Origin of the sequence: Salipiger sp., assembly GCF_048261495.1 — a bacterium.
GTDB lineage: Bacteria > Pseudomonadota > Alphaproteobacteria > Rhodobacterales > Rhodobacteraceae > Salipiger.
In genome coordinates this window covers 223,686-243,245 of record NZ_JBLXFX010000002.1, presented here as the reverse complement: position 1 = coordinate 243,245, position 19,560 = coordinate 223,686, and the positions used below count along the sequence as shown (strand labels likewise).

Below are 19,560 nucleotides of genomic sequence, written 5' to 3'. Positions count from 1 at the left end.
TCGGCGTAAAGCCGAATCATGACACGCATCGTCCCCATCGGAGCGGCGCGAGATCTGCCGTTCTGGCGCAGACCCGTGACGCTGTTGTTCCTCATGGCCATCGCCATGCCCCTCAGCTTTGCGACCTGGTCGGCGCTGCTGAACAATTTCGTCATCGAGGCGGCGCAGTTCGACGGCTCGGACATCGGCTGGCTGCACACGGTCCGCGAGATCCCCGGCTTTCTCGCCATTCTGGTGATCTACCTCCTGCTGTTCCTGCGCGAACAGGTGCTGGCGCTCGTCGCACTGTCCCTGCTGGGTGTGGCGACGGCGGTGACGGCCTGGTTCCCCAGCATGGGCGGGCTGCTGACGATCACGCTGCTCAGTTCCATCGGCTTCCACTACTACGAGACGGTGAACCAGTCCCTGCAACTCCAGTGGCTGCGCAAGGACCGCGCGCCGCAGATGCTGGGCTGGCTGCTCGCCGCGGCCTCCGGTGCCACGCTGGTGGCCTATGTGGCGATCGTGCTGACCTGGAAGGCCTTCGATCTGTCCTACAATTTCGTCTACCTGGTCTCGGGCGGGCTGACGCTGGCCATCGTCGCGTGGTGCGCCTTTGCCTTTCCGCAGTTCGAAAGCCCGCATCCGCAGATCAAGTCCTTCATCCTGCGGCGCCGCTACTGGCTCTATTACGCGCTGCAGTTCATGTCCGGCGCCCGCCGGCAGATCTTCGTGGTCTTCGCGGGCTTCATGATGGTCGAACGCTTCGGCTTCGAAGTGCACGAGGTGACGGGGCTCTACCTCATCAATCTCGTCGCGAACATGGCCGTCGCGCCGTTGCTCGGCAAGGTGGTGCACCGCTTCGGAGAGCGGCGCGCGCTGCTGTTCGAATATGCCGGCCTCACGCTGATCTTCCTCTGCTACGGCGGGCTCTACTGGTTCGGCTGGGGCGTGTTGCTGGCCTCGGTGCTCTACGTGCTGGACCACATGTTCTTTGCCCTGGCGCTGGCGCTCAAGACCTACTTCCAGAAGATCGCCGATCCGGGCGACATTGCCCCCACGGCTGCGGTCGCCTTCACCATCAACCACATCGCGGCGGTGTTCCTGCCGTTCCTGCTCGGCTACCTCTGGCTGAATTCGCCCGGTGCGGTGTTCGGACTGGCGGCAGCGATGGCGATCACCTCCTTCTCGCTGGCACTGATGATCCCGCGCCACCCGGCACCGGGGAACGAAACGGTCTTTGCCCGGATGCTGCCCGCCCCGGCCGAGTGATCGACGCGGCGGGTGGCTTTCCCCTGCGCGGCAAACAGGGTATCCCGCCGCATCTTCAACGGAGTTGACCCGATGCCCAAGACCTGGACCGCCTTCACCAAACTGACCGCCAAGGACCCGGCCGAGGCATTGGGCGAGGCCATGGAGGATCTCGAACCGGCCCCCTCCGGCATCGGCGTCTTCGAATTCGAGGACGACTCCGGTCTCTGGGAGGTCGGCGGCTATTTCACCGAAGCCCCGAACGAGGTCGAACTGGCGCTTCTGGCCGCGGCCTACGGGGCGGTGCCCTTCGTGGTCTCCGAGGTGCCCGATACCGACTGGGTCGACAAGGTGCGCCGGGAACTGACCCCGGTCGAGGCCGGGCGCTTCTTCGTCTACGGCAGCCATGATGCGGACAAGGTTCCCGAAGGCGCCGAGCCGTTGCTGATCGAGGCCGCCATGGCCTTCGGTACGGGCCACCACGGCACCACGCTCGGCTGCCTGCGCGCGCTCGACCGGCTGGCCACCGGCGGCATGGTGGGGCGCCGCGTCGCGGATATCGGCTGCGGCACCGCCGTTCTGGCGATGGCGGCGGCGCGGATCTGGCCCGATCCGGTCATCGCCTCGGACATCGACGAGGTCGCGGTCGAGGTGGCCGAGGTGAACGTCCGCGCCAACGCGCTCGAGGGCCGGGTGGCCTGCGTCGAGGCGACCGGTTTCGATCACCCGGAGATCGCGGCCCGCGCGCCCTTCGATCTGGTCTTTGCCAACATCCTCAAGCAGCCGCTGATCGACCTCGCCCCCGCCATGGCCGCGAATCTCCAGCCGGACGGCACCGCGATCCTCTCCGGTCTGCTGACGCGTCAGGCGGACGAGGTTCTGGACGCTTATGCACGAAACGGCATCAATCTTGTCCATAAGGAGGTGATTGGCGACTGGGTGACGTTAACACTTCGTAAACTTGCTTGATGCGCGCCTTAACTAAGGAAGATTCAGCGTAATTGCCGCAATTTTGCCTGATTTCGCGCCTAGGTCTCTGATTATCCGGTGGGGGCCGGTAACCAGAGGCCGCTATGGACAGTGCGATCCGGAATTTTGACAAGCGTCAGCGCGCGTTGAAGGCGAAACATCGCAAGCTCGCCCAGGGCTACACCACCAGGATGAACCGGAACGGGACGCTCGAGCACACGCCGATCCGGCGCATTCCGTTCCTCACGCCGCGCGGGCTTCTGTTGACCCTTGTGGGCTTCGTCGTCTTCAAGGCGATCGTTTTGGCGAATCTCGGACCCGAAGAGTATGCCGTCCGCATCAGCCACCTTGCAAACGGCACCATCGCCGAAAAGGTCGGCGCCTGGATGATGGGGCTCGATCCCGCGACGGCCTTCCTCGTGCAATATCTCCAGCCCGTTCTGAGCTGACGATCCGACCCTCGACCGGTCGGACCGGTGCTCCGCGCCGTCCCGGTGCGTCGACCACTCCGTGCCACGAAAAAAGCCGCGTCTCCGGGGAGACGCGGCTTTTCGCTGGATACAGCTGGCCTGACCCGGAATGTCCGGATCAGTAGCGGCGTGCGACGGAGTCGATGTCCCCGCGGCAGAGGCCGATATCGTCCAGTTCGCGGTCCGAGAGCGCGTCGAGCGTCTTGCGGGTCATGCGGGCTTCGTGCCAGTCGTTCACGCCGTTGAACACGGCGGCGACAAAGGCGCCGATGCGGCCTGCCAGGGCGGCGGCCGGTGCGTCGATGGAGGTGGATTTCGCGCCGAAGCCGGCGACGAAAACGTCACCGATGCGGCCTGCGACGCCGGCGGCGCCGGTCATCGTACGGTTCGTGTCGTAGGTGGACATGGGTCAGGGTCCTTGTCTCGAAGTTTTCTGAGTGCCTAATTTGTACGCGGCAGATAGCCCTGCTGCCCGAAAACGACAAGCGATGGAAACGCATAGCACTGTTGCACTTTTCATATGGCTCCCTTAATGGGCAAATGTCTGAAACTGTGACTAAAATATGAACGTTCCGGCGTCGCTTCCGGTGCCGCGGGTGTCGCTTTCCGGCTGTGGCTGTCGCGCATGGACCAGCCGTGACGGTTTCGGGCATGTTTCTTTGCGCTTTGCCCATGTTCGCGTTTCGTGCTACCCGTGTCTCAAAAGCAACAAGGGCAGGGCAGGCATGAGGGTACTCGGGATAGATCCGGGGTTGCGCTTCCTCGGATGGGGCGTGATCGACGTGGATGGCAGTCGTTTGCGGCATGTTGCCAACGGAATCTGCGAATCGGGGCAGGGAACGCTGGCGGCGCGGCTCCTGTCGCTTCACGTGCAGCTCTCCGGGATCTTCCGGACCTGGCAGCCCGAGTTGGCGGCGGTCGAACAGACCTTCGTCAACAAGGACGCGGCCGGTACGCTGAAGCTCGGCCAGGCGCGGGGGATCGCGATGCTGGTCCCGGCGCAGTTCGGGCTGGACGTCGGGGAATATGCGCCCAATACCGTCAAGAAGACGGTCGTGGGCGTGGGGCATGCGGACAAGCGGCAGGTGGATCACATGGTGAAGATGCAGCTTCCCGGCGTGAAGATCGCCGGGCCGGATGCGGCGGATGCGCTGGCCATCGCGATCTGCCATGCGCGCCATGTCGGCGGGCGGGATCTGAGGATGCTGGCATGATCGGGCGTATCGCGGGCCGGGTGGAATACAAGGGCGAGGATCACGTCCTGATCGACGTGCGCGGTGTCGGCTATGTCATCTACTGCTCGGACCGGGTGCTGGCCTCGCTGCCGCGACCAGGCGAGGCGGCGGCGCTCTACACCGACCTGCTCGTGCGCGAGGACCTGTTGCAGCTCTTCGGCTTTCCGACCCTGGTCGAAAAGGAATGGCACCGGCTGCTGATGTCGGTGCAGGGGATCGGGGCCAAGGCCTCGCTGGCGATCCTCGGGGCGCTCGGGCCGGACGGGGTGAGCCGGGCGATCGCGCTCGGCGACATCAACGCCATCAAGGCGGCAAAGGGCATCGGCCCCAAGACCGCGCAGAGGGTGGTGATCGAATTGAAGGACAAGGCGCCGATGGTCATGGCGATGGGCGCGGGCACCGCGACCGCCGCGGGCGACGACGTGCTGGAAGACCCGGTCGCCCCCGCGCCGCGCCCTGCCGCCCCCGCCGCGCCGACCAACGCCTCCGCCCAGTCCGAGGCGCTGTCCGCGCTCGGCAATCTCGGCTACGGGCCGTCGGAGGCTGCGAGTGCCGTCGCAGAGGCGGCGGGCGAGGCCCCCGAGGCCGAGACCTCGGCCCTGATCCGCGCGGCGCTGAAGCTGCTGGCACCCAAGGGATAAGCGATGACCGGACCCGACCCCACGCTGCGCCCGGATCCGCTGCCCGAGGACGAAGGCCGCGCGCTGCGGCCGCAGATGCTCGACGATTTCATCGGGCAGGCCGAAGCGCGCGCCAATCTCAGGGTCTTTGTCCAGGCGGCCCGGCAGCGCGGCGAAGCGATGGATCACACGCTGTTTCACGGCCCGCCGGGGCTGGGCAAGACGACACTGGCGCAGATCATGGCGCGGGAACTGGGGGTCGGCTTCCGCATGACCTCGGGGCCGGTGCTGGCGCGGGCCGGCGATCTGGCGGCGATCCTGACCAATCTCGAAGCCCGCGACGTGCTGTTCATCGACGAGATCCACCGGCTCAACCCGGTGGTGGAGGAGGTGCTCTATCCGGCGCTGGAGGATTTCGAGCTCGACCTCGTGATCGGTGAGGGCCCCGCCGCGCGCACCGTCCGGATCGAGTTGCAGCCGTTCACCCTGGTCGGGGCGACGACGCGGCTGGGGCTGCTGACGACGCCGCTGCGGGACCGCTTCGGCATTCCGACGCGGCTGCAGTTCTACACCGTGGACGAGTTGCACGAGATCGTGTCGCGCAATGCCGTCAAGCTGGGCGTGCGGGCCGATGCCGACGGCGCGCTCGAGATCGCGAAGCGCGCCCGGGGCACGCCGCGCATCGCCGGGCGCCTGCTGCGCCGCGTGGTCGATTTCGCGGTCGTCGAGGCCGGCGGCGTGGTCTCGCGCGGGTTGGCGGACAGCGCGCTGACGCGGCTGGGGGTCGACAAGCTGGGCCTTGACGGCGCGGACCGCCGCTACCTGCGCCTGATCGCCGAGAATTACGCGGGCGGGCCGGTGGGGATCGAGACCCTCTCCGCCGCGTTGTCGGAGAGCCGCGATGCCATCGAAGAGGTCATCGAACCCTTCCTCCTCCAGCAGGGGCTGATCCAGCGCACGCCGCGCGGGCGGATGCTGGCGCAGAAGGCCTGGGATCACCTGGGCATGGCGGCGCCCCGGCCGCCCGGCCAGTCGAGTCTGTTCGACTGAGGTTGCGGCCCCGCGCCCGGCATGGCAGGCGGAGGCACCGGCCGCGGGGCCGGATTTGCGTATTTTGAACAAGAAGAAGCAGGGGAGCCATGGCAACGCTCACGCATCAGGATATCGCGGCGCTGTTCACGCGGCCCGACGGGTCGTATTTCTGCGCGCGCTGGGGGCGGCCATTGTCGCCCATCGTTTTCGGGGTGGAAGACCGGACGCTTTCGGTGGTCAAGGGCGCGTTCGAGGCGCTCTGCGCGCTCGCCGGGCACCACATGGCGGAAACCGACCCGGAACTCGGCGCCAACGTGATGGTCTTCTTCTTGCGCGACTGGTCCGAATTGCTGTCGGTGCCCGACCTGGGCCGGCTGATCGACGGGCTCGACCCTCTGGTGGCCCGCCTCGACGCGGCTCAGGCCAACCAGTACCGGGTGTTCCGGTTCGACGAGACCGGGGCGATCAAGGCGGCCTTTCTCTTCCTGCGGATGGATGCGCGGCTGTCGGCGATCCCGGCCGAGGATCTGGCGCTCGCCCAGGTGGCGCAACTCATGCTGGTATGGTCGGAAACCGCCTTTGCCGAGCGCTCTCCGCTGGGGGCGCTGGAGGATGGCCGGGTGGTGCTGCGACCGGATATCGGCGCGGTGATCCGGGCCGCCTACGACCGGCTGATGCCCGCCATGGCGCAGGATCCGAGCCACGCGCTGCGGCTTGCCGCGCGGGTGGGGGTGACCGGCTGAGGCGCTGCCCCGGCCGGTCGAGGGGTCAGACGCGGGCGCCGACCATGCCCACGATTTCATAGGTCCTGTGCAGGATCGGTTCGGCGATGGCGCGGGCGCGCTCTGCGCCGTCCCGAAGGATCGCGTCGATCTGCGCAGGGTCCTGCATGTAGCGCGCCATTTCCGACGAGATCGGCGACAGTTTGGCCACCGCGAGATCCGCCAGCATCGGCTTGAACTCGGAAAACGGCTTGCCGCCGACCTCGGCCAGAACCTGCTCCACGCCCTGCTCGGAGAGCGCGGCGAAGATGTTGACGAGGTTGCGCGCCTCGGGCCGCTCCGCGAGACCCGCGGCCTCGGAGGGCAGGGGTTCCGGGTCGGTCTTCGCCTTGCGGATCTTTTGCGCGATGGTATCGGCATCGTCGGTGAGGTTGATGCGCGAGGCGTCCGAGGGATCGGATTTCGACATCTTCTTCGAGCCGTCGCGCAGCGACATGACGCGGGTCGCGGCGCCTTCGATCACCGGCTCGGTCACCGGGAAGAAGTCGACGCCGTAATCGTGGTTGAACTTGATCGCGATGTCGCGCGTCAGCTCGATATGCTGCTTCTGGTCCTCGCCCACCGGCACGTGGGTCGCGTGATAGACGAGGATGTCGGCGGCCATCAGCGACGGATAGGCAAAGAGCCCGAGAGAGGCGTTCTGCTGGTTCTTGCCCGCCTTGTCCTTCCACTGGGTCATGCGCTGCATCCAGCCCATCCGGGCGACGCAGTTGAAGACCCACGCGAGCTGCGCGTGCTCGGGCACCTGGCTCTGGTTGAACAGGATCGAGCGCGCCGGATCGAGACCCGAGGCCAGGTAGCCGGCGGCCAGTTCGCGGGTCTGGCGGGTCAGCGCCGCCGGGTCCTGCCAGACGGTGATCGCGTGCATGTCGACCATGCAGTAGATCGTCTCGATATCGCGCGCCTGCCAGTCCACGAAGCGCTTCATGGCACCCAGATAATTGCCGAGCGTCAGGCCTCCGGACGGCTGGATGCCGGAAAAGACGCGCGGGGTGAAGGCGGTGGTGGGCTGATCCGCCTCGGACATGGGCTTACTCCGTCTGGATATTTGCGTTGCGCTGGCTTACCCATGCCCCGACAGGTCGTCAAGAAAGAGCCCGCAATGGTCCATCCGTTCAACGAACGCCCCGTGAACCCGCTGCCGCCGGTGGTTGCCGCGCTGTTCATCGTCATCGTCGGCACGGAGGTCGTCCTGTCGCTCGGGGCGCGGGGGCTTGTCGGCGGGCCGGGCGCGGTGGGCTGGCGGCTCGACGCGCTGGAGCGCTTCGCCTTCTCGTCGCAGGTCTTCCGCTGGATGCTGGACACCGGCCAATGGCCGATCGAGCACGTGATCCGCTTTCTCAGCTATCCCTTCGTGCACGGGTCCTTCACCCATGCCCTGTTCGCCGGCGTCATGCTGCTGGCGCTGGGCAAGATGGTGGGCGAGACGCTGGGCAATCTCGCGGTGCTGGTGGTCTTCGTGGCCGCGTCGGTCGCCGGAGGGCTGGCCTACGGGGCGCTGGTCGATACCTCGCAGCCGCTGTTCGGCGCCTTTCCCCCGGTCTACGGGCTGATCGGGGCCTTCACCTACCTGCTCTGGCTGAAGCTGGGAGAGCTCGGGGCGCAGCAGATCCGGGCGTTTTCGCTGATCGGGTTCCTGCTCGGTCTGCAACTGGTCTTCGGGCTGCTGTTCGGCGGCGGGCCGGACTGGATCGCCGACCTTGCCGGGTTCGTCGCGGGCTTCGCGGTGGCGACGCTGCTGATTCCCGGTGGCTGGGCCCGCCTGCGGTCGCGGCTGCGCCGGGACTGAGCGTTCAGAACATCTCGTCGGGAAGCAGCGGGAACCGGCGCGAGAATTTCCGCGCCGTGGCCAGCGGGTAGGGAAGCACGAAGCTCTCGCGCTGTTCCGGGGCGCGGGCGGCATTGGTCAGCGCGGCCTGCCGCCAGACCTTGGCAAGGGTGCAGTCCTTGCCCTCGGCCTGCGGCCCGAGCCATGCCCTTGCCAGTCGGATGCGCAGGTTTTCCACATCGTCGGGCCGACGGAACATGACCGAGGCTTCGGTGTCCCAGCGCATCGAGCGGCCGTTGAGATTGGCCGAGCCCACCATGCCGACGCGGTCGTCGACCAGCATCACCTTGGAATGCACGTAGATCGGTTGCGCGCCGTGCAGCGTCGCGACCTCGTCCTGCGAGGAGGACTTGCGTGCCGGGGAGATCAGCGCGAGCCGGTCGTCGAAGGCCTTTCTCAGCCGTTCGAGCGCCTGCCACTGAAGCGAATGCGCGTGGCGGGCGTCCCAGCCGTCGTCGCCGTCGAACAGGACCCGGTCGGCGGCCGGTGGCAGGATCATCACCAGTTGCAGGTCGGGATGCCGGTCGGCGGCGCGGACCAGCGCGTCGGCGATGGGCTTGTGACGCAGGAACTGGGTTTCCACGTAGATGTGCCGCTCGGCCTCTCCGATCATCGAGAGGGTGGCCTTTTCGTGGTCGATGGCGACGCTGCGCGGTCCCAGCCGTACGGCGCCGGGGCAGGGCGCGGAAAAGGTCCGCACCAGCTTGAGGTCGGCGGCCGTCTGGGGGCGGGTGTCGGTGGCAAGACGCTCTGCCGTGCCGGTCAGGCAGGGCGCCCCGCAATCGAGCGCGGCATTCCATGTCTCGGCGAAATGCAGCCGGAGCGCGGCGGAGAAATCGGCATCCTCCACCTGCATGCTCACGTCCTGCCAGGTTTCCTCGGCGGGGCGGTCGTGCTCCGGGGTGTCGAAGCGGCGCTCGTTGATGTCGAGGCCGCCGATCACGCAGCGCGCCCCGTCGGCGACGGCGAATTTCTGGTGGATGGTGACGGGCCGCAGCCGCACCGCACCTTCGAGCGCGGCGCGCTGGAGCGGGGTGAGGTCGGCGGGGTCCTCGTCGCGCAGCTCGGCCAGACGACTGCCGATCTGGCCGCGCATGGCGAGGCGCCAGAACCAGCCGGCCTCCTGCCCGTGCGGGGCGCAGATGATGCCGACATCGCCGCTGGCCTTCTCGGCAAAGCGGCTGGCCGAGGCCCAGGCGAGGCGGTGCAGGGTCGAGGTGAAGACCGGGTCGAAATCCGCCAGTACCATCCGCAGCCTGACCCCCTTGCGCGCGACGTGGGCGAGCAGGTCGCCCCAGGTTTCCAGCCCCTCCGAGGTCAGCTCGTCCGACCGCAGGCGGGTCTGCGGGTCGAGAATGCGGAACGACATCAGCAGTTCCGTGTCGGCGGATGCGACAAGCTTCTCCAGCGCGGGAAATCCTTCGGCCGCGGTGATGAGGGGCGTCAGTGTCATTCTGTGTCGGACCTTTTCCGGCGGAACGCCGTGCGGAATTCGGAAAGGCGGAATGCGCCCGTGAGGTGCCCCGCGATACCGTAGGCCGCGATGCCGATGAGGATCAGCACCACGAGGGCAAGGTAGCGCCAGAGGCTCATGACCAGAAACGGACGAAGCAGCATCGCGGTTCCCGAAAGAACCACGCCCATGATGACGGTGGCGATGAGGATGCGCCAAAGCCGCTTGCGGAAGCGGTTGTCGAAGCGCGCGACCTCTCCGAAGCGGCGCCCGCCGACGGCCAGCATCACGACCATGATCCACCCCGCCGCGGTGGTGGCGATCGCCGGGGCGATCCAGCCCAGGACCGGCGCCAGCCCGATGGCCAGCAGCGCGTTGATCGCCATGGACCAGACCGCATAGCGGAACGGGGTCCGGGTGTCCTCGCGGGCGAAGAACAGCGGTTGCAGCACCTTCTGGAGCACGAAGGCCGGCAGGCCGAGCCCGTAGATTGCCACCGCCAGCGCGATGGCGGCGCTGTCCCCGGGCCCGGTCGCACCGCGCTGGAACAGCACCGAGACGATGGGCAGGGGCACCAGCACCAGCGCCGCCGCCGCCGGAACGGTCAGCGCGAGCGACAGCTCTCCCGCGCGCGAAAAGGCATGCCGCGCGCCGTGGTCGTCCTGCGCCTTGAGCCGCCGCGACAGGTCGGGGAGCAGCACGATGCCCACCGCGATTCCGACCACGCCCAGCGGCAGTTGATACAGGCGGTCGGCGGCATAGAGCCAGCCCACGGCCTTGTCGAACTGGGACGCCACCTGCTGTCCCACCAGCAGGTTGACCTGCATGACGCCGCCTGCCAGCGCCGCCGGAACGGCCACCCGCAGGAGGCGCTTCATGTCGCTGTTCCAGACCGGCCGGGCCGGCCTCAGTCGGATCCCGGCGCGGTCCGCCGCGACCCAGACCAGCGCGAGCTGCGCCACCCCTGCAAGCGGGATCGTCCAGACCAGCCAGAGGATGATCTCCTCTCCCAGCCAGGCCGCGAGGACCATCGCCACGATGACGAAGATGTTGAGCAGCACCGGTGCCGCCGCCGCCGCCGCGAAATGGCCGGTGGCATTCAGCGCGCCCGAGAACAGGGCCGCCAGCGAGATGAACAGGATGTAGGGAAAGATGATCCGCCCGAAGCCGGTGGTCATGTCGAACCGCGCGTCCCCGGCAAAACCCGAGGCCGTGGCCCAGACCAGCGCCGGCATCAGGATCATCGCGAGCGCGGTCAGGATCAGCAGCACGAAGGCCAGTCCGTTCATCGCGTTTCGGGCAAAGATCAGCGGGTCTTCCTCGCCTTCGTACTTCTTCGAGAAGATCGGCACGAAGGCCGCGTTGAAGGCCCCCTCGGCGAAAAACCGGCGGAACATGTTCGGCAGGCGGAAGGCCGCGACGAAGGCGTCCAGTACGGGACCGGGGCCGATGTAGGCGAGGATGAAGATCTCGCGGACGACCCCGAGCACCCGGCTCGCGAGTGTCCAGAATCCGACGGTCATGATGCCGGTTATCAGGCGGATGGGTTTCATGGAGCCCCCTGTGATGTCCGCCCCCGAGTACGGGGTTTCGGCCCGCCCGGAAAGGGCGTCCGTACGCGCGACCCGTACGACACGGACATGTGAGGCGTGCGGGACCCGCCCCTGACAGGGGATTTTCCGCCGCCCCGAGCGCCGCCGTCCGAAACGTACGTCGCGGCCGTACGGTCCGCCCCGGTGCGCCCGACGGGCCCCCCCGGGAGCGGGCCCTGCGCACGGTGCGTTAGCGAAACCGCAAGCGCCGGCGCGCAGGCTTTCGGCGATCGGACCCGGAGACCGCGATGCACTACGACATGAACCTCTCGTTCCTCGACAACGTCACCTCGGAGAAGCTCCGGTCCAACCTGCGCCACTACCTCGACAAGGTGCAGATGCGCGAGGCCCGCTTCTGCATCGTCCGGCGCGGCCGGGCGGTGGCCGGGCTGGTGCCGATCCACGAGGCCCGCGCCCTCTGGGAGGTGGACACCCAGTCGATGCACTTTCTGGAACTCAGGATGCGCGAGAAGCTCGACCGGCAGCGCGCGCTCAGGGATGCGATCCTGGCGCAGCGCGACCGGGCGGACGAGCGATGAACAGCACCTGCCCGCGCGGCAGCATCCGGTCGTCGCGCGACAGGCTCCAGCCGGGGGCGGCGGCGCGGGCGTGCCCGGCGCTCACGTGACGGGGCGCGCGCCCGGCATGGGTCACCACGCCGTCCTTCTGGCGGTGGCTCGCGGCGCCCTCCGGGGCGAGGAACAGGGTGAAGAACACCGCCTCCAGCCGCGCAAACCGCCCCAGCCCCGCGATGGCCGAGGCCAGGGCCGGGCCGGGCAGATGCGGAAACACCCCGAAGGCGATGGCATGGGTGATGTCGTCGGGCACGCCGGGATAGGCAAAGTCCCGGTCCTCGACCAGATGCGCGGGATCGAGCCGCGCCGGATCGGAGAGCTCGTGCCGGTGCCCCGCCAGCATCAGCGCCCGCGAGGCATCGGTCGCCCAGTAATGCCCGGGGTCGAGATAGGGCACCGCCTTGCACCCCAGCCGCAGCGACCCCGCCCCGATGTCGAGCAGGTGGTGATGCGGCTTGAGGCCCGCGTCGAGCAGCAGCGCCATCTGCGCCCGCCCCGTCTCGTCCCACCGCCCGCCCACGATGTCGCGGTGCCGGCCCCGGGCGAGGGCGTCGTCGTAGAAACGCGGGCGGTCGTAGGGAGAGAGGGACATGGCGGCGCCGGGGTTGGGGTTCTGCGGCGCTTACGGCGGTGCGGGGGGGCTGGCAAGGGGCCGGGTGCAACGGAGGGCAGCCTATTTTTGGGGGGCCCTTGCACAATCTGCAAGAAGCAGCCGTTTCACCTTTCCACTTGCGGAAATCACTCTTCTTGCGTGCATGTCAATCTTGCTGTGTGCGCCCACGTTACTTCCGTGCAATGACCATGTAAGGTGCGCCAAGTCGCCTGTAGGGAAGTCCCCGTCGGGACGTATTGGCACGACTTTTTCAAGCTTATCGATAAAGGCACGTCCATTCCTAGAGATTGAATTGTATCTTGTCACGTTACCCCTGAATCTCTCCAGCCCAGGTGTTTCGTCGCGGGTGTTTACCCACCCCTTGGTTTCCTCATCAAATTGAACGAGTTTCGTTTTTCTGGCGCTAATTGTAATGGTATCAATAGTTCCCTCGATACCAATTGGGCGGTGTGCGGCTTGCAGGCTTCCTTCCAAAGTTTCCGCTAATACATCAAGATCCGCAGGAGATCGTTTGAGTGGCGGAGGTTGTTTTCTAGAATAAATCCGTTGAAGGTGCTTGGTCTCGGGCTCTGCGTTAAGAACTCCGGTTGCTCGTTTGAAAGCTGTTTTTATGAAATCGTAAAAGGGGGCTGCAGTCAGCGCCGCAGCCAAACCAGTAGTGGCCGGATGCATTTCCATCATGACCAGCAGGTCAAAGATAAAACTACCTTGTCTCGCGGGCTTTAGCAGCACAGAAGCCCCTTTCAGGGCCGTGGCGCGAGAAACTACTTCGCCGGTCATGTAGGCGTGTGTCGCTATGAGAATGGCACGAGTGATACCGTCGATCGAAGTAGCGCCATCGTAACCTGGAAGACTGTTTTCATCAGCCAATCCGCCTCTGTAACTCACCCGGAGTTTGTGTTGGGCCAAGAATTCCATTTCGCAGTCCTTGGGTTGTCAAGATTGATCGGCGTTAAAGCTCTTTAATTAGAGTGCCAATGCTCGTAACGTCGGCCATTAAAATGAGATTGGTATTATTAGTGATTTGCTTTTCGGAGTAAGTCTTCCCCGTCACGAAGTCGGAAAAGAAAAATGAACCGTTCCCAAGTGAGGTGTTAGAGTAAGCGCGTCTCATCAGGTGGCAAGCTAATGCGCCGTATCTTTGAGATAGTTGCGGTTTATGTGTCGGCCAGATACAGTATATCTGCCTTGAGCCAGAGTGAGAAAGTTCAAAGACTGGGTCGATACGAATGGAGATTCCGGCGCTTTGAAAATTTATTGTCTTCGGGCTAGTGATCGCCTCAAGGCCTTTACTGGTGCCGAATTTCGAAGCAAAATACTTGAAGGCGTCCGCGTTATATTTTCTCTCTATATCCTTCACGGGAGCATCGAGAATCTGAGTGACTTTTTGTGGTTCCCCTGGGCAATATGTCCTAATTGCTTTGTGCAAGGGCTTGTAGAAGTCGTAACCGCCTGCACTGGTCAGTCTCTTTTGAAGTTCGGAAATTCGCCCACCGGTATCTAGAAGGCAAATCTTGACGAACGTATTTAGCGAGAATGCGATCAACCTACTGCTCCGAACCAGCATTGACTAACTAGAAATGATGCCTTCCGCAAAAATTTTCAAGACTCTAATGTGGCGACTGATAAAGAACAGGCGCATCTTGCGGGCAGTCTTTCGAAGGTATGCGAGGAGAGACAATTTCGAATGCACTATTGACGATTTGCCGCAAAATACGTGCTCTTAGCACCCTCACCCATCCGCCCTCTCCTTGCCTGCCGCAATCGCGTCCCGCAACCGACGCTCCAGCGTGCGCTGCTTGGAGGGGGTGAAGAACTTCAGGCCGAACATGTCCTTGACGTAGAAGGTGTCGACCACCTGCTCTCCGTAGGTCGCGATGACGGCGGAGGCGATGTAGACGTTGCTTTCGGACAGGGTGCGGGTGAGGTCGTAGAGCAGGCCGGGGCGGTCGCGGGTGTCGACTTCGATGATGGTGTAGATCTCGGAGCCTTCGTTGTCGAAGGTGATCGAGGTCGGCACGTTGAAGGCGCGTTCGCGCTTCTTGAGCTTGTCGCGGGTGCGGATCATCTCGCGCGGCTTGACCTCGCCCATGAGGGTCTTGCGGATCATCTCGCGCAGGCGGGGGATGCGCACGTCCTCGTAGGGGGAGCCGTCGGCGTCCTGGATCCAGAAGGCGGCGGTGGCGTAGCCGTCCTTGGAGGTGAAGGTGCGCGCGTCGACCACGTTGGCCCCGACCAGCGCCAGCGCCCCGGCGAGCCGCGAGAAGATCCCGGGGTGGTCGTCGAGGGCAAAGCAGACGCGGGTGGCGTCGCGGTCGTCGTCGGGGTGGATGTCGAGCTTGATCTCGTCGGCCTTGATGCCGCGCAGCAGCTCGGCAAAGACCTTGTGGGCGGTGACGTGCATGCCCTGCCAGTAGGGGTCGTAGTGGCGGCCGGTCTCGATGCGCAGGTCCTTGGTTTCCCAGTCCGAGAGCGCCTCGCGCAGGGCCTTCTTGGCCTCGGCGCCGCGGTTCTCGCGGTTGAGCGCCTCCATCCCGCCCTCGAGGGCGCGGCGGGTCTGGCGGTAGAGGGCGCGCAGCAGCGTGGCCTTCCAGTTGTTCCAGGTGCCGGGGCCGACGCCGCGGATGTCGCAGACGGTGAGCACGGTCAGCAGGTCGAGCCGTTCGCGGGTCTGCACCGCCTTGGCGAAGTCGCGCACGGTGCGGGGGTCGGCGATGTCGCGTTTCTGCGCCATGTCCGACATCACGAGATGGTAGCGCACCAGCCATTCCACGGTGGCGCTTTCGGCCTTGGTGAGACCGAGGCGGGGCGCGATCTTGCGCGCCATGCGGGCGCCGAGCGCGGCGTGGTCCTCTTCGCGGCCCTTGCCGATGTCGTGCAGCAGCAGCGCGACGTAGAGCACCTTGCGGTTCACGCCCTCCTTGAGGATGGTCGAGGCGACGGGCAGTTCCTCGATCAGGTTGCCGTGCTCGATCTCGGAGAGGTGCTTGATGCACTGGATGGTGTGTTCGTCCACCGTGTAGTGGTGGTACATGTTGAACTGCATCATCGCGACGATGGGTTCGAATTCCGGGATGAAGGCGGCGAGCATGCCGAGCTCGTTCATCCGGCGCAGGGCGCGTTCCGGGTTGCCGTGCTTGAGCAGCAGGTCGAGGAAGATGCGCCGCGCTTCCTTTTCGTTGCGCATGTCGTCGTCGATCAGGGACAGGTTCGCCTTGACCAGCCGCATCGCGTCGGGGTGGATCAGCAGGCCGGTGCGCAGCGCCTCCTCGAAGATCCGCAGCAGGTTCATCTTGTCCGACAGGAAGGCCTTGTCGTCCTCGATGGCGAGTCGGTTGTGGACGATCTCGTAGCCGCCCTTGACCTGCGGGCCGCGCTTGAACATCCGCATCAGGAGCGGCGCGTCCTTCTGCTGCTCGGCCTCGAGCGAGGTGAGGAAGATGCGGGTGAGGTCGCCGACGGCGGTGGCGTGGCGGAAGTAGTCCTGCATGAACCATTCCACGGCGCGGCGCCCGCCCTTGTCGGCATAGCCCATGCGGTCCGCGACCTCGACCTGCATGTCGAAGGTGAGCTGTTCCACCGCGCGCCCGGCGGCGAGGTGCAGGTGGCAGCGCACCGCCCAGAGGTAGTTCTCGGCCTTTTCGAAGGTGCGGTATTCCTCGGCCCGGAAGACCCCGAGCTTGACCAGGTCCTCGGCGTCGTCGGTGTGGTAGATGTACTTGGTGATCCAGTAGAGCGATTGCAGGTCGCGCAGGCCGCCCTTGCCCTCCTTCACGTTGGGTTCGACCACGTAGCGCAGGCCCTGCTTGCGGTGGCGGGCGCCGCGTTCGTCGAGCTTGGCGGCGACGAAGGCGCGTTCGGTGCCCTTGAACAGGTCGGACCACAGGCGGCGGTCGAGGTTGGTCCCGAGCGCGCGGTCGCCGGTGATGTAGCGGTTTTCCAGCATCGCGGTGCGGATGGTGAAATCCTGCGCCCCGAGGCGGAGGCAGTCCTTCACCGTCCGCGAGGCATGGCCGACCTTCAGCTTCAGGTCCCAGAAGATGTAGAGCATGGATTCGATCGTGCTCTCGGCCCAGGGGGTGATCTTGTAGGGCGTGAGGAACAGCAGGTCGACATCGGAGAAGGGCGCCATTTCGCCCCGGCCGTAGCCGCCGACGGCCATGACGGTCAGGCGTTCGCTGGTGGTCGGGTTGGGCAGGGGGTGCAGGCGGCGGGTGGCCAGTTCGTGCACCAGCCGGACCACGACATCGGTGACCCAGGCATAGGAGCGGGTGGCGGCGAAGGCCTCGCGCGGGCGCTCGGCGATGGCGGCGGCGATGCGTTCGCGGGCCTCGGCCTGGGCGGCGCCGATGAGCCGGACGGCGGCGGCGCGCACGCCGCCCTCGTTCGAGGCTTCGGACGCCGCTTCGAAGAGCGACGTCCGCAGGGCCGGGATGTCGAGGATCCTCTCGGCGGGGAGGATCAGGTCGCCGGGATCGGCATCCCGCGTCGCGTCGTCAGAAGCCAGCGCCGGAGAAGCTGGAGGGAGCTGGGTCAAGGATCACCACCTGGTTGTTGCGCACCGTCGCGATGGCCAGACCGCGTTCGTTGGTGCCATCGGATTTCAGGCGGAATACACCACCCGTGCCCTGGAAACCAGATCCCTGGGTCAGCGCGCCGCCGGTCAGCGCATCGCGGCGACCCTGCTTGACCAGCGCGCCGATGGCGGCGATGCCGTCGAAGGCGAGGCCGGCGAGGGGGTGCGGTTCGGCACCGTAGGCGGCACGGTAGCGCGAGGCGAAGGCCTGCTGCATCGACTGGTTGGGCATGGTGAACCAGGCGCCGTCCGCCCCGGGGTAGGAGAAGAGCTGCGGTGCCACGTCCCAGCGCGTCAGGCCGATGTACTGGGTGCTGGCGGGCGAGACGCCGCCTTCGGGCATGAGCTGGAGGATGAGCGGCATGGCGGCATTGGTGGCGTCGGAGGTGATGAACACCGACTTGGCACCGGAGCCGTTGACCACCTGGCTCATGTTGCGGGCGACGCCGGAGACGCCGTCGATGCTGAGCGGGTAGCCCTGCACGGCGGCGACGCGGACGCCGTTCTTCGAGGCGGCGAGCTGGATCGCGGATTTGCCGAATTCGCCCGGCACGTCCTGGGAGTGCAGGATGGCGACGCTGTCGATGCCGTTGCGCTTGCCGTAGGACATCAGGCGGTCGGCGGTGTTGAGGAAGGTCGGCCCGAGGATGAAGAGGTTGCCGCCGGCCAGCGAGGTGTTGTTGGAGAAGGACATCACGTTGATGCCCTCGTCCGCGACCACCTTGGAGGCCTCGACCGCGGTTTCGCCGCGCAGCGGGCCGAGGATGATCTTGGCGCCCTCGTCGACGGCGAGCTGGGCCTGCTGGGCGGCCTGCGCCGGAGAGCCGGCGGTGTCGTAGATGCGCAGGTCGATCCGGGTCGCGCCGAGTTCGGAGATCGCCAGCCGCGCGGCATTCTCGAGATCGCGGGCGATCGGGCCGGCGGACGAATCGGAATAGGGCAGCAGAAGGGCGACGCGCACCGGCTGGGTCGGGTCGATGGTGGGACCGCCTCGGCTGGCATTGCCGCCCGAGGCCATGCCGCCGATCATCGAGGCATCACAGGCGGCAAGCAGCCCGGCGGCGCCGATCAGGACGGCGGTGCGGAGTGCCTTGCGGGCGCGGGTCAGAACGGCAAACATGAACGGAGATCTCCCTCGATTGGCGGGCCCTCGGTCACATCCGGGGTTGACCCCGGGATGTATCGGGCGGCTTTGGGGGGATCATAAACGAGCACGGAGGCGGGTCCAGTGATGAATCCCGAACGGGGCGGATTGACGCCGGGTCTTTTCCTGGTGTCGACGCCGATCGGCAATGCGCGCGACATCACGCTGCGGGCGCTGGACATCTTCCGCGACGCGGAGGTGCTGGCCGCGGAGGACACCCGGAGCCTCAAACGGCTGCTGGAGATCCACGGCGTGCCGCTCGGCGACCGGCCCTGCCTGTCCTACCACGACCACAACGGCGACCGCATCCGCCCGCGCCTGCTGGCGGCGCTGGAGGCGGGGAAATCGGTGGCCTATGCCTCGGAGGCGGGGACGCCGATGATCTCGGACCCCGGTTTCGACCTGGCCCGCGCGGCGCAGGAGGCGGGGTATCCGGTGACCGCCGCACCGGGGGCGAGCGCGGTGGTGACGGCGCTGACCCTGGCCGGCCTGCCGACGGACCGCTTCCTGTTCGCGGGCTTCCTGCCCAATGCCGCGACCGCCCGGCGCAAGGCGCTGGCCGAGGTCTCGGACGTGCCCGCGACGCTGGTGTTCTACGAATCGCCCAAGCGGCTGGGCGCGATGCTCGCCGATGCCGCCGAGGTGCTCGGCGACCGCCCCGCCGCCGTCTGCCGGGAACTGACCAAGAAATTCGAGGAATGCCGCCGCGAACCGCTTTCCGCCCTCGCGGCCCGTTACGCCGAGGTGCAGGCCAGGGGAGAGGTCGTGGTGCTGGTGGGCAAGGGGGATTCGGAGAAAATTAGCGAATCGGACGTAACCTCTGCCCTGCGTGATGCGCTGACGACGATGTCGGTGCGCGACGCGGCGGATTTCGTGGCCCGCATGCACGGGCTGAAACGCCGCCCGGTCTACCAGGAGGCGATGCGCCTGGCGGCGGATCGCGACTGACCGGACAGGGTCGGGCAGGGATGAACAGGGGTTGAAACCATGACGGCGCAACTTGCATTCGATTTCACCGCGGCGCCGGTCGCGCCGGTCCGCCTCCCGCACGGGGCGGGGCGTCGGGAGCGGTCGATGCGCGGGGCCATGGCCCACCAGGCCGGCCTGGCCGCCGAAGCGCGCATCGCTCAGGATTACGAACGCCGCGGCTATCCGCTGGCGCGCGCCCGGTGGCGGGGAAAGTCCGGGGAAATCGACCTGGTGTTCCGCGACGGCGACGGGCTGGTCTTTGTCGAGGTCAAGAAGAGCCGCAGCCACGACCGGGCCTTGCAGCACCTGACCCGGCGGCAGATCCACCGGCTGATGCGGGCCGCGGAGGAATACGCCGGGACCCAGCCGAAAGGGCTGCTGACCGAAGTGCGGTTCGATGTTGCGCTGGTCGATTCGCACGGCATCTTCCGCGTCATGGAAAATGCCTTCGCCTGACGGGCCATTGCACGTC

Annotated in this window: 20 protein-coding genes; 11 read left to right on the top strand and 9 right to left on the bottom strand. The window is 66.4% G+C overall.

What is annotated here, in order from left to right; all coding sequences use genetic code 11:
• Window positions 1–18: 18 nt before the first annotated feature.
• The 3 genes from ACN0RJ_RS04610 to ACN0RJ_RS04600 all read left to right on the top strand — a co-directional run bounded on the left by ACN0RJ_RS04610 (window position 19) and on the right by ACN0RJ_RS04600 (window position 2,648).
• Window positions 19–1,251, top strand: a complete 1,233-nt coding sequence (locus tag ACN0RJ_RS04610) for an MFS transporter (RefSeq protein WP_417723541.1) — start codon at window positions 19–21, stop codon at window positions 1,249–1,251.
• 72 nt (window positions 1,252–1,323) lie between these two features.
• Window positions 1,324–2,199 carry a 50S ribosomal protein L11 methyltransferase gene (locus ACN0RJ_RS04605; RefSeq protein ID WP_417719464.1) on the top strand — a complete coding sequence of 292 codons (876 nt, stop codon included), beginning with the start codon at window positions 1,324–1,326 and terminating at the stop codon, window positions 2,197–2,199.
• A gap of 146 nt (window positions 2,200–2,345) precedes the next feature.
• Window positions 2,346–2,648 carry a hypothetical protein gene (locus tag ACN0RJ_RS04600; RefSeq protein ID WP_417719463.1) on the top strand — a complete coding sequence of 101 codons (303 nt, stop codon included), beginning with the start codon at window positions 2,346–2,348 and terminating at the stop codon, window positions 2,646–2,648.
• Window positions 2,649–2,787: 139 nt separating this feature from the next.
• On the opposite strand, the gene ACN0RJ_RS04595 is transcribed toward ACN0RJ_RS04600, so the two are convergent.
• Window positions 2,788–3,075 (bottom strand): DUF1127 domain-containing protein, encoded by a 288-nt coding sequence (locus ACN0RJ_RS04595; RefSeq protein WP_417719462.1) that lies wholly within the window; start codon window positions 3,073–3,075, stop codon window positions 2,788–2,790.
• Window positions 3,076–3,394: 319 nt separating this feature from the next.
• Between ACN0RJ_RS04595 and ruvC the strand changes: the two genes are divergently transcribed.
• The 4 genes from ruvC to ACN0RJ_RS04575 all read left to right on the top strand — a co-directional run bounded on the left by ruvC (window position 3,395) and on the right by ACN0RJ_RS04575 (window position 6,299).
• A complete protein-coding gene (gene ruvC / locus ACN0RJ_RS04590; protein ID WP_417723540.1) occupies window positions 3,395–3,883 on the top strand; it encodes a crossover junction endodeoxyribonuclease RuvC in 489 nt (162 codons plus the stop codon).
• Window positions 3,880–4,545, top strand: a complete 666-nt coding sequence (gene ruvA, locus ACN0RJ_RS04585) for a Holliday junction branch migration protein RuvA (RefSeq protein WP_417723539.1) — start codon at window positions 3,880–3,882, stop codon at window positions 4,543–4,545. Before ruvC ends, ruvA begins: the two co-directional genes overlap by 4 nt.
• 3 nt (window positions 4,546–4,548) lie before the next feature.
• Window positions 4,549–5,574: a Holliday junction branch migration DNA helicase RuvB gene (ruvB, locus tag ACN0RJ_RS04580; RefSeq protein ID WP_417719459.1), complete on the top strand. Its 1,026-nt coding sequence runs from the start codon at window positions 4,549–4,551 to the stop codon at window positions 5,572–5,574.
• An 89-nt stretch (window positions 5,575–5,663) separates the two neighbouring features.
• Window positions 5,664–6,299 (top strand): hypothetical protein, encoded by a 636-nt coding sequence (locus ACN0RJ_RS04575; protein WP_417723538.1) that lies wholly within the window; start codon window positions 5,664–5,666, stop codon window positions 6,297–6,299.
• A gap of 25 nt (window positions 6,300–6,324) precedes the next feature.
• On the opposite strand, the gene trpS is transcribed toward ACN0RJ_RS04575, so the two are convergent.
• Window positions 6,325–7,365: a tryptophan--tRNA ligase gene (trpS, locus tag ACN0RJ_RS04570; RefSeq protein WP_417723537.1), complete on the bottom strand. Its 1,041-nt coding sequence runs from the start codon at window positions 7,363–7,365 to the stop codon at window positions 6,325–6,327.
• 75 nt (window positions 7,366–7,440) lie between these two features.
• On the opposite strand from trpS, the gene ACN0RJ_RS04565 reads away from it, so the two are divergent.
• Entirely contained in the window at window positions 7,441–8,127 is a 687-nt protein-coding gene (locus tag ACN0RJ_RS04565) for a rhomboid family intramembrane serine protease (RefSeq protein WP_417719565.1), read from the top strand.
• Window positions 8,128–8,131: 4 nt separating this feature from the next.
• On the opposite strand, the gene ACN0RJ_RS04560 is transcribed toward ACN0RJ_RS04565, so the two are convergent.
• Entirely contained in the window at window positions 8,132–9,619 is a 1,488-nt protein-coding gene (locus tag ACN0RJ_RS04560) for a phospholipase D family protein (protein WP_417719456.1), read from the bottom strand.
• Window positions 9,616–11,172, bottom strand: a complete 1,557-nt coding sequence (murJ, locus tag ACN0RJ_RS04555; protein ID WP_417723536.1) for a murein biosynthesis integral membrane protein MurJ — start codon at window positions 11,170–11,172, stop codon at window positions 9,616–9,618. Before murJ ends, ACN0RJ_RS04560 begins: the two co-directional genes overlap by 4 nt.
• A gap of 287 nt (window positions 11,173–11,459) precedes the next feature.
• Here murJ and ACN0RJ_RS04550 point away from each other — a divergent pair, with 287 nt between their 5' ends.
• The gene (locus ACN0RJ_RS04550) at window positions 11,460–11,750 is read left to right on the top strand and encodes a type II toxin-antitoxin system prevent-host-death family antitoxin (protein WP_417719454.1); all 291 of its coding nucleotides are present in this window, start codon (window positions 11,460–11,462) and stop codon (window positions 11,748–11,750) included.
• On the opposite strand, the gene ACN0RJ_RS04545 is transcribed toward ACN0RJ_RS04550, so the two are convergent.
• The 5 genes from ACN0RJ_RS04545 to ACN0RJ_RS04525 all read right to left on the bottom strand — a co-directional run bounded on the left by ACN0RJ_RS04545 (window position 11,704) and on the right by ACN0RJ_RS04525 (window position 18,095).
• Complete coding sequence (locus ACN0RJ_RS04545; RefSeq protein ID WP_417723535.1) at window positions 11,704–12,378, bottom strand: class I SAM-dependent methyltransferase; 675 nt, start codon at window positions 12,376–12,378, stop codon at window positions 11,704–11,706. The two genes, ACN0RJ_RS04550 and ACN0RJ_RS04545, sit on opposite strands and share 47 nt — an antisense overlap.
• A gap of 81 nt (window positions 12,379–12,459) precedes the next feature.
• Complete coding sequence (locus ACN0RJ_RS04540) at window positions 12,460–13,269, bottom strand: hypothetical protein (protein ID WP_417723534.1); 810 nt, start codon at window positions 13,267–13,269, stop codon at window positions 12,460–12,462.
• A gap of 82 nt (window positions 13,270–13,351) precedes the next feature.
• Window positions 13,352–13,945, bottom strand: a complete 594-nt coding sequence (locus ACN0RJ_RS04535; RefSeq protein ID WP_417723533.1) for a hypothetical protein — start codon at window positions 13,943–13,945, stop codon at window positions 13,352–13,354.
• 186 nt (window positions 13,946–14,131) lie between these two features.
• On the bottom strand, window positions 14,132–16,936 hold the full coding sequence (locus tag ACN0RJ_RS04530) for a [protein-PII] uridylyltransferase (protein WP_417723532.1): 2,805 nt from the start codon (window positions 16,934–16,936) through the stop codon (window positions 14,132–14,134).
• Window positions 16,896–18,095: a penicillin-binding protein activator gene (locus ACN0RJ_RS04525; RefSeq protein WP_417719450.1), complete on the bottom strand. Its 1,200-nt coding sequence runs from the start codon at window positions 18,093–18,095 to the stop codon at window positions 16,896–16,898. The genes ACN0RJ_RS04530 and ACN0RJ_RS04525 overlap by 41 nt, the downstream gene beginning before the upstream one ends.
• Window positions 18,096–18,206: 111 nt before the next feature.
• Here ACN0RJ_RS04525 and rsmI point away from each other — a divergent pair, with 111 nt between their 5' ends.
• Window positions 18,207–19,067: a 16S rRNA (cytidine(1402)-2'-O)-methyltransferase gene (rsmI, locus tag ACN0RJ_RS04520; protein ID WP_417723763.1), complete on the top strand. Its 861-nt coding sequence runs from the start codon at window positions 18,207–18,209 to the stop codon at window positions 19,065–19,067.
• 39 nt (window positions 19,068–19,106) lie between these two features.
• Window positions 19,107–19,544, top strand: a complete 438-nt coding sequence (locus ACN0RJ_RS04515) for a YraN family protein (RefSeq protein WP_417723531.1) — start codon at window positions 19,107–19,109, stop codon at window positions 19,542–19,544.
• Window positions 19,545–19,560 lie beyond the last annotated feature (16 nt).